Genomic DNA, 11,487 nt, shown 5'->3' on the forward strand with positions numbered 1-11,487 from the left:
ATTTTCTCAAAAAGTGATATTCCAAGTTGGATACTTATTTCATAGTAAAGCAAAAAGCACCCACCATGGGTGCTTTTAAATTTATATATGTTTGTTCTTGAACCGTTTTTTAATTCTTAACAATAAAATAGAATTTAAAAAACGAAAATTATGAAATAGATTCACTTATTATACTAATGAATTGGCCAATCTTAGCTGCAACTTGGGAGCCATGAACGCCCATTGAGTTAATATCAGTTAAAGCCGCTTTATCCCGTCTAAGAAGGGAGGGGTTTACAGCTGCACCTTGCTCTACATTTTGCGCTACTTCTTCAACAAAATCTAAAGTATTCTCTTTAAGATCTGGGTTCTCTATAGATATCTCTTTTAGTAATTCTATTTAGTAGAACATTCCCCCGTATAGCATCATTATTGAGTCCTGATTCCATGAGATTGAAGTTAAGATATATTGAAAAGATCTTATTGAGATTTCTTGTCAATTTCTCATGAGTTTTCAGTTTATTCGGAAATTTAGTGGTTTTAATTTTACAGTTTAGTGAAATAGTGGGTTTGAAGATAATATAAAGCGTCTGCAGGACATTAGTTATGGGTATAAGATGAAAATATTGTATGTGCATAGCGAAACATAACGGAAGGATAAACAGTACTGTAGCATATGGAACTTATTTGGTCTGTCTTAGGAGTCGTACAATGCATAATTGTAAGTCAGCAATCCTAGAAATAAGTTTGGCTTCGGTAGGAACCGTTCCACTAACGATGTTCATACTCAATATTTTCTTAAAACGTTTGAAGGAATTTAGTTTATGTATATAACTTTATGAAGAATATTAAATCTGTAGCATATGTAATTCCTCTGAAATGGATTCACGTATAGATCCTCATCTAAATTAAAAAATTTCACATATAATTTCATTTATGTTTAAAGTTTAAAAGCTCACCATAGATGATTTATAGAGAATGCAATTATAAATGCAAGAAAATCTAATTTAAAATTGAAAATTCGTTCTATTTTGGTTAGATATGGAATAAATGAATTTTATTTCTCAATATTCACTGTATGTCACTTTTTTGTTTTTTTCTATATGATATTGGAAAAAGTATGCTTAATTTTATAACATAGATCCCCTACAAAATTATTACTCTACAAATTAATTTCTTAAAGAAAACTTCTTGTGAATATGTTACTAACTACATAAAGTGTAATATTAACAGAATTATTACCAAAGTATTGGGTTTTTAGAATAAAAATGATTGCTCAAAATATCATTGAAATCCAGTAATAGAAATCGTAATTAAAATTTTTTGTTTTCTGTCAGGTATGTAAATCACTTTAGCTACTTTATGGGTAATTTCATGTGTTTTTTCTTTTGCTTAAGTTTATGAAATAGGAGTATTAGCTCTAAGTATTGTAGCTAAGAGTATGTAAAGCATAGAAAATCCGAATTAAACAAAATAGGAGGAAAGTGAAAATGAAGCATCAAGATGATAGTAAAACTGGTTTGGAAATAGCGATTATTGGAATGGCAGGTAAATTTCCAGGTGCAAATGAAATAAACCAATTCTGGGATAACCTAAAAAATGGTGTTGATTCAATTTCTACATTTACTGAAGATGAGTTAATTAAAGAAGGTGTTAATTTAGATGTTTTACAACATCCTAATTTTGTGAAAGCAAAAGGGTATTTGGAGGAAGTAGAATATTTTGATGAATCCTTTTTTGCTTATACACCTAGAGAAGCGAAAATAATGGATCCCCAAATCCGTATGTTACAGGAAACAACATGGGAAGCATTAGAGATGGCAGGTTATAATCCATTTGATTATGAAGGATTAATAGGGTTATACGTAGGAGCATCTACTAATTTTAATTGGATGAAGCACACGCCATTATTAAACAGTGATAGTGTGGTTGAGTTTTCAGAGGCAGGTACTCTTTCCTATAAAGATGCAATTTCAACGCTTACATCCTATAAGCTGGGACTTAAGGGACCGAGTTTTACATTATATACAGCATGCTCTACATCCCTTTTGAGCATTCATCTTGCATGTAGATCATTGTTAACTGGAGAATGCTCTATTGCAGCTGCAGGTGGAGTATCTATAACGTATCCTAAAAAGAATGGTTATAAATACCATGAAGGAATGACAAGTTCACCGGATGGCAAAGTACGTACTTTTGATGCAGAAGCCCAGGGTGCAGTTTTTAGTGATGGTGTAGGTATGGTAATACTAAAGAGATTAGAAGATGCGATTGCTGATGGGGATACAATCTATGGTGTAATTAAGGGATCAGCAGCAAATAATGATGGAGGTCGAAAAGTAGGCTATACTGCACCGAGTGTTGAGGGACAGGCTGAAGTAATTCAAGCAGCTCATAGTTTTGCTGAAGTTGATCCTTCTACTATTAGTTATATAGAAACGCATGGGACGGCAACGCCATTAGGGGACTCTATTGAAGTAGAGGCACTAAAGAGAGCGTTTCAAGATGTGGACAAGAAATCTTTTTGTGCAATTGGTTCTGTTAAGAGTAATGTAGGTCATTTAGATACAGCTGCAGGGGTGACGGGACTTATAAAGACAGTTTTATCTATGAGACATAAACAACTCCCGCCAACTTTAAATGTGAAGCGCCCTAACTCGAAAATTGATTTTATAGATAGCCCATTTTATATCAATACTGATTTGGTGAATTGGCAAAGTGAAGATAATGATCTTCTTCGAGCAGGTGTGAGTGCTTTCGGATATGGTGGAACTAACGTTCATATTGTATTAGAAGAAGCGCCTAAAGTTAAAAGTTCTGCTTCTACTAGAGAGAAAAAGTTAATGGTTCTTTCTGCTAGATCAAAAGAAGCTTTAAATAATGCTACAGTAAATATGGTTCAATATCTGGAATCTAATAAAGATGTTGAATTAGCAGATGTAGCATACACATTGCAAACTGGCCGTCGATCATTTTCGTATAGAAGAGCGGTCTTATGTAAGGATATAGATAGCGCCATAGACAATTTAAAAACAGTTAAAGATTTTCACGTGAAAACGCAAGAAAATCCAGATTTGGTATTTGTGTTACCTAGCGAATACTCATCAATTATTGAGAATGTAAAAGAACTATACCAAAAGGAACCATTATTCTTAAAAGTATTTGAGCGTAATATGAATGATGCCCAAATGTATACTGGAAAAGCATTGAAAGAAGCATTCTTTAAAGGAACAGATGATAGCTTGGTTGAAGATTTAACCTTCTTCGTCTGCTTGCAATCGATTATTGATGTATTAATTGAATGTGATGTACGTCCTTCTAACATTATTGGTACAGGCTTAGTTGGAATGGTTTCAGATATTTATAATAAATCTCTTAAGCCAGAAGATGTCCTGAATCAATTAGTTGAGAACTATACAGAGTTACAGACAGAATGGACGCATGGAGAAAAAGTAGAACTTCTAACACAAGTTAAGGATGTAGATCCTAATTCTGTGATTGTACATATTGGAGAGTTGTTAAATTCTGAAATTAATAATAATCAGATTATTTTACAAAACGACTTGTTAGAGGTATTGGGACAAGCGTGGGAGTTAGGGGTAGAAATTAATTGGAGTAAACTGTATGAAGAGGAATATAGATTACGTATTGCCTTACCAACTTATCCTTTTGAGAAAAAACGATATTGGATAGATCCAGCTGAACAGCAAAATATAACTAATAGTGAAGAAACGTCGATAAAGAAACGTTCTAATATAGCTGAGTGGTTCTATACTCCAGGTTGGATGGAAAAAGAAATTGTAGATGTAACTAAAGGATCTACTAAAAGTTGGTTGTTATTTTTAGACAATGAGCATATAGGCTTAGCTCTTAAAGAAAAACTTGAAAGAGATGGACATCGTGTTATAACAGTCGGTGTGGGTCCTTCATATAAAAAGATTAGTTTAAATGAATTTACAATATGCCCTACTGAACAAGAAGATTATTATCAGTTATTTAATGAGCTACAAAAACAAGAGTGTTTACCAGAGGAGATTGTTCACCTATGGAATGTGGATAATAAGGATTTAGGTATCGAGACCTTAGATACTGGATTCTATTCATTAATATCACTTGCAAAGACAATTAGTAAATTTAATTTACTTTATCCTATCAATATAAATGTTATGACGGATAATATGCAAAAGGTAGTAGGAGACGAGTCTATTATTGCAGAAAAATCTACTCTTTTGGCTCCTATAAAAGTATTTCCACAAGAGTATCCAAATATTAGATGCCGTAGTGTAGATTTTATGTTGTCTGATAATGAAGAAGCATTAATATCAAACTTATATTCTGAGATTCAAACGGACATTATTGACACTGTAATAGCGATTCGAAATAACACTCGTTACATTCGAATCTATGAGCCTATACCTGATGAAAAAGTAAGTGAAATGCTAGTAATAAATGAAAATGAATTAGCTTCAAAAATTCCGAATATTCGATCGGAAGGGGTTTATTTAATTACTGGTGGAATGGGAGGAGTAGGCCTTAAATTAGCAGAATATTTGGCGCGTACAGTAAAGGCTAAACTAATATTAGTTAGTAGAACAGCTCTTCCTGATCGTGAAGAATGGGATGAAATTCTTCAATCACAGATTGAAAATGAACAATTATGTCAACGTATTAACCATATTCAGAAGTTGGAGTCATTGGGAGCAAAAGTAATGACAGCTGTTGCAGATGTAGCTGATGAAGAGCAGATGAGAAACGTGATTCATCAGGCCGAGGCTAATTTTGGTCACATAAATGGAGTAATTCATGCTGCAGGTGTCTTACGTGTTAAATCAGCTCAGTGTCCAATGGAAAAGATAAGTAGGATTGAATGTGAAGAGCAATTTCTTCCTAAAGTACATGGTGTGATAGTTCTTGATAAGTTATTGAGTAATTATGATCTTGATTTTTGTTATCTTGTTTCATCACTTTCACCTATTTTGGGTGGATTAGGTTTTGTAGCCTATTCAGCAGCAAACCTTTACTTAGATAGTTTTTCAGACAAAGTGAGTAATACATCTAATAATCGATGGACTAGTATTAACTGGGGAGATTGGCAGTATACGGGAGCTCAACAGGTTAATAAAATATTCAATGCTCAAAGTATAGAAGCGCTTGAAATGACATCTGAGGAAGGACAAAAAACATTCCAATGTGTGCTTGGTTTAAGTGGTTTAAATCAGGTAATTATTTCTTCAGGAGATTTAAATAAACGTTTTGATCAATGGATTAATCTGAATTCTCGTAAACGAATTTCTGAATTGGAAACTCAAACGAAAACGGGAGATAAGTTCAGAAATCAAGATGAAGTAGAGGAAATAATTATAGGGATTTGGAAAGAGTTTTACAGTGTTGATACTGTAAATGTAAATGAAAATTTCTTTGATCTTGGTGCAACTTCACTTCATATAATTCAAATTCATGAGAGATTAATTAATAGATTAGAAAAACAGATTTCAATTGGAGTTATGTTTGAGTATCCAAGTATTCGTTCTTTAGCGAAATACTTAAGTGGAGATAAACAAAAGAATCAAGTTAAACATACAAAACGATTTAATCGAAAAACGAAAGAAGATAACGATATTGCAATTATAGGAATAGATGGACGTTTTCCTGGAGCACAGAATGTAAATGAATTCTGGAATAATATAAAGTCTGGAACAGAGTCTATTCAATTTTTTACAGATGAAGAGTTAATTGAATCTGGTGTGAATCCTATGGAAGTAAAAAGCCCTAATTATGTTAAAGCGAAAGGGTATTTAGAGGGAACTGATAATTTTGATGCTCCATTCTTTGATTATACACCTCAAGATGCATCATTAATGGATCCGCAACTACGAGTATTTCATGAATGTGCGTGGTCTGCCCTTGAACATGCTGGATATAATATTGAGACATACCCGGGCCTAATTGGTGTATATAGTGGCGCATCTCCTAACTTATATTGGCAAGTGTTATCTACTCTTTCAGAGGCAAATGAACCAGCTGGACAATTTTTAATTTCGTTACTTAACGACAAAGACTCGCTAAGCACTCAAATTTCTTACAAATTTAACCTAAAAGGACCAAGTATGAATATCTTTACGGGATGTTCAACATCATTGGTGGCTATTCATAATGCATGCCAAGCATTATTACAGGGGCATTGTGATATTGCTATAGCTGGAGGAATTACATTAACTCAACCTGAAAAAGCAGGTTATACCTACCAAGAAGGAATGCTATTTTCTTCAGATGGTCATTGTCGTCCTTTTGATGAAAATGCAAATGGAATGCTTTTTGGAGACGGTGTTGGGATTGTTGTTCTGAAGCCTTTACAGGAAGCTATAAATGATGGGGATACTATACATGCAGTAATAAAAGGAACGGCGATTAATAATGATGGGAATCGGAAAATTGGTTACACTGCACCTAGTGTAGAGGGCCAAGTAGAAGTTATTAAAATGGCGCAACATGAAGCAAATGTAGAACCTGAGTCCATTTCCTATATTGAAACACACGGAACTGCTACTAAACTAGGAGATACCATTGAGATCAAGGCGCTTAGTGAAGTGTTTAACTCTAATGAAAAACAATCTGTACCAATTGGATCTGTTAAAGCAAATGTGGGCCATCTAAATGCAGCGTCCGGTGTTGCTGGACTAATTAAAACGGTCTTTGCGATGAAAGATCAGGTTCTTCCGCCAAGTGTGAATTTTACAAAACCAAACACGCAAATTGGATTTGAAAACACGCCGTTTTATGTAAATCAACAATTAAATGAGTGGAAAGAGGAAAATAAACCATTACGTGCAGGTGTTAGTTCATTTGGTATTGGTGGTACAAATGCACATATTATTTTGGAGGAGGCACCAAAACTTGAAGCAACCTCAAATAGTAGACCATACCAGATGTTAATGATTTCGGCAAAATCGAAAGATGCTTTGGATCGTATGACTTTGAATTTAGGAAATCACCTTGAAGAGAATCCTCATTTGAATTTGGCAGACGCTAGTTATACATTGCAAATTGGACGTAAGGAATTCAAGCATAGGAGAGCTTTAGTTTGTACCAGTACTCAAGAAGGGATTGAACAATTAAACCAGCCAGACGGAAGAAGAGTACAATATGCAAATGTAAAAGAGGAACATCCTAAAATTAACTTCCTATTTTCTGGGAACGGATCGCAATATGTAAACATGGGGTTAGAATTATACGAACAAGAGGCAATTTTCCGTGAAGCTATGGATGAATGCTTTGCAATCCTTCAATCTGTTACGAATGTAAACATGAAAGAAGTGTTATACCCAACTACTTTCAGTATTAATGAGGCCACGGAAAAATTAAAAAGAATGGAATTTAGTCAACCAATTCTTTTCGCGTTTGAATACGCAGTTGCGAAACTATTAATGGGTTGGGGAATTAAACCTGAAGCAATGATTGGATATTCTTTTGGCGAATATGTGGCTGCTTGTTTAGCAGAAGTATTTACTTTGGAAGATGCACTTAAATTGGTTGTAAAAAGAGGTCAGCTAATGAGTAGTCTTCCTGCAGGGGTAATGCTTAGCGTTCCACTTCCAGAAGAGGAATTAATTCATTTGATTAATTCTTTTGAAAAAGAATATCAACATACCATTTCTTTAGCAGTAGTTAATGGTCCAGCTTGTATAGTTTCTGGGACAGAAGAAGCGATTGTAGATTTTGAGAATGAATTAAAGAAACAGCGTTTAATGTGTATGCGAGTAACAATAGAAGGAGCAGCACATTCACACGAACTGGATTCAATCCTGGACGAGTATGCCTCCTATGTGAGTACATTGACACTTAGAGAACCTAAAATACCTTATTTGTCAAACTTGACCGGTACTTGGATACGACCTGAAGAAGCAACAAACCCAGTTTATTGGGTAAAACATATGCGTGGAACTGTTCGATTCTCTGATGGAATTCAAGAGTTGAATAGGGACAATACAAGTCTATTCATAGAGATTGGTCCTGGAAATGACCTTAGTAGGCTTACTAGTCGCCTTTTAGACTATGAAAATGGTAATGAAAGAATATTTAATACGGTTCGATCTGTTCAACAAGATGTATCAGATATGTATTTCTTATTCAGTCACATCACTCGAATGTGGGTAACAGGTATTTCTGTAGATTGGGAACAATTTTATAAAGATGAGAAGAGAAGACGTATCCCATTACCAATGTATTCTTTCAATAAAATATCTTATAAATTACAAGGTAATCCGTATGATTTAGGTCAAAAGCTTAATAGTAAGCAATCTAAAATTAGTAAGAATAACAACATTTCTGAATGGTTCTATACGCCGCAATGGAAAAGTTCTACATTGATTGAATCAAATCATGATGTGAATGAGACATGGATTGTTTTTGTAGATCAAGAAGGATTAGGTAATGAACTAGTTAGGGACTTATTAAATAAAGGGCAGAGAGTAGTTACAGTAGAACCTGGTTTTGGTTTTAATAAGGAGAATAACGATCGCTTCATTATAAATCCTGAAGAGCGTACAGATTACGTTAAGTTATTGGATGAAGTACAAGAAATATGTGGTTTACCTACAAGAATAGTTCATATGTGGGGAATTACGGATGAGGAAAGACAAGCCTCAATTGAATATGTAAATTGTAAACAAAACTTAGGATTCTATTCAATGTTCTACTTAACTCAGGCACTAGGAGACAAGAATATCTCTGATTCAATCTCAATTCAAATCATTACAAATGGTGTTCAACAAGTGATTGGTGATGAAGAATTAATTCCAGAAAAATCAACTGTACTTGGAACGTCATTAGTTGTTCCGCAAGAGTATTCTTATCTTTCTTGTTCAAGTATTGATGTTGTTTTACCTGTAAACAAAGAATTGAAGAATAGGCTAATAAATCAATTAGTAGAAGAATGTCTTTCAAATACGAATGATAAGATGATTGCTTATCGAGGAAATAAAAGATTTGTTCAAACTTACGAGCCTTTACAACTAGAACAACCAGCTAAAGAGAAACTGCCTTTAAGAAAGAATGGAGTTTACCTTATTACAGGAGGGCTCGGAGGTATTGGTACAATTCTTGCGAAACACTTGGCTCAAACTGTACAAGCCAACTTAGTTCTTCTTACACGTACAGGTCTGCCAAATCGTGATGAGTGGGATATGCATTTGAAGGAAAATACGATGTATTCGGAAAGAATTCGTAAAGTTTTAGAGATAGAAGAAACGGGATCTAAAGTTTATGTACTTGCTGCTGATGTTACAGATCAATCACAACTATACGAAGCAATTCATAAGGCAGAACAAAAATTTGGAAAGATTAATGGTGTAATTCATGGTGCAGGTATTCTTGGTGGAAAGACTTTTAATTTAATTCAGGAACTTGAAAAAGAGGACTGTGAGGAACAATTTTCTGCAAAAATTTATGGTCTTCTCAATTTAGAAGAGTGCTTACGAAATAAAGATTTAGATTTTTGTGTTCTAATGTCTTCAATTTCAGCGGTCTTAGGTGGATTAGGTTATGTATCATATGCTGCTTCAAATATATACATGGATGTTTTTGCACAATATATAAATCGTTATTCCAACCTGCCTTGGATAAGTGTCAATTGGAGTGATTGGAAATACTGGGAAGATGAAGAAAAAGATATGCAGATAGGTGCAAGTGTACATGAATTATCTATGACACCTGAAGAAGGAGTTCAGGCTTTTAATATAGCACTGTCATGGAAACAAGGGGAAGTACTGATTCATTCTCCAGGAGAACTGCAAGCGCGTATTGATCAATGGGTGTTATTAAATTCTTTCAATGATGAGAAGGAAGAAGAATTAGATTCTACGTTATACCATTCTAGACCACAACTCTTGACTGAATATGTAGCACCTCGTAATGAGGTAGAAGAAAAGCTTTCAAAAATTTGGAGAAATATATTTAAAGTTTCAGAAGTTGGTGTTCATGATGATCTTCTGGAACTAGGTGGAGATTCACTTAAGGCTATTACTATTGTTTCAAAAATTCATAAAGAGTTTAATGTTGAAGTTCCTATTAAAGAACTCTTTACTCTATCAAATATTGAGAAACTAGCAAATTATATTTCAAGGGCAGATAAGAGTGAATTTGATGTTATTGTTCCAGCTGAACCTAAATCTCATTATCAGCTTTCTTCAGCTCAGAAGAGATTTTATGTATTACACCGATTGTATCCAGAAAGTACAGCTTATAATGATACTTCCGTTATTCTTTTAAATGGAAAATTAAACATTGAACGTTTAGAAAAGGCGTTCACTCAATTAATTAAGCGTCATGAGATATTTAGAACTACTATTGAAATGAAAAATGATAAACCGGTACAAATTATTCATGATCATGCTGATTTCCATATTACTCAAATTGAGGGCTTTGAATCTGAAGTGGAACAAATAATTAATGAATTTATTCGCCCATTTAATTTTAATAATGCTCCATATTTCCGTGTAGGGTTAATTAGATTGGAAGAACAAAAACATATTTTAATTATTGATTTACATCATATAGTAACCGATGGAGTTTCCTATGATATTTTCGTTAGAGATCTATTTGCGCTTTACTCAGGAGAGAAATTACCAAACTTAAAAATACAGTATAAGGATTACTCAGAATGGCAGCAGAGTGAAAAAGAAAAAGAAATTGCTCTCAAACATGAACAGTATTGGCTAGATCAATTTAAAGATGGTGTACCTGTCTTGAAAATGCCTACTGATTATACAAGACCTGAAATATTAGATCTAAAAGGTAGTAAAATATCCTTTACTATTGATTCAAATGTTACCAAGAAAATTAAGCGTTTATTAGCAAAAGAAGAAACTACATTATATACGCTAATGCTCTCTGTATATAATATTTTGCTAGGTAAATATACTGGCCAAGAGGATGTTGTTATTGGTTCACCAATTACTGGTCGCCCACATGCGGATTTACAAGATATTATAGGAGTATTTGTAAACATGTTAGGGATAAGGAACTATCCAAGAGCTGAACAAAGGTTTACTCAATTCCTATTTGAAGTAAAAGAACAGGTCTTACAAGCGTTTGAACATCAAAAATGTCAATATGAGGACCTGGTTAATCAATTAGGACTTCAAGGAACGTATAATAGGAACCCACTTTTCGATGTTTCATTTGTTATGCAAAATATGGATGCAGATCATATGTTTATCGATGGTTTAGAACTAAAGACATATGATCACGACTTTAAGCGCGCGCAAATGGATTTATTGCTAAGAGTGGTTGAATTGGAAGATACAATTGAACTGACTATGGAATATGCAACCTCTTTATATACTAGGGACACGGTTCAAAAGTTATGTGAGCGTTATGTTGAGATTTTTGAACAAATTGTAGATCATCCTGAAATTTTATTAAAAGATATTTCATTTAAACAAGAAATTCAAGAACTGCAACCAGTTAAGGTATCAGTAGATTTTGGGGATTTTAACTTTTAATTGATTA

Annotated in this window: 1 protein-coding gene; it reads left to right on the forward strand. The window is 33.8% G+C overall.

The genetic code is table 11. The annotated features are described in order from the left end of the window. Positions 1-1,469: 1,469 nt before the first annotated feature. Positions 1,470-11,480, forward strand: coding sequence for a type I polyketide synthase (locus QCI79_RS28695; protein WP_021728617.1), 10,011 nt, complete (start codon positions 1,470-1,472; stop codon positions 11,478-11,480). Positions 11,481-11,487 lie beyond the last annotated feature (7 nt).

Origin of the sequence: Bacillus cereus group sp. MG1 (genome assembly GCF_040460035.1) — a bacterium.
In the GTDB taxonomy this organism is placed as follows: domain Bacteria; phylum Bacillota; class Bacilli; order Bacillales; family Bacillaceae_G; genus Bacillus_A; species Bacillus_A cereus.

Excerpts from the sequence above, each read along its gene's own strand:
- QCI79_RS28695 (WP_021728617.1), top strand. The coding sequence starts at position 1,470 with ATGAAGCATCAAGATGATAGTAAAACTGGTTTGGAAATAGCGATTATT.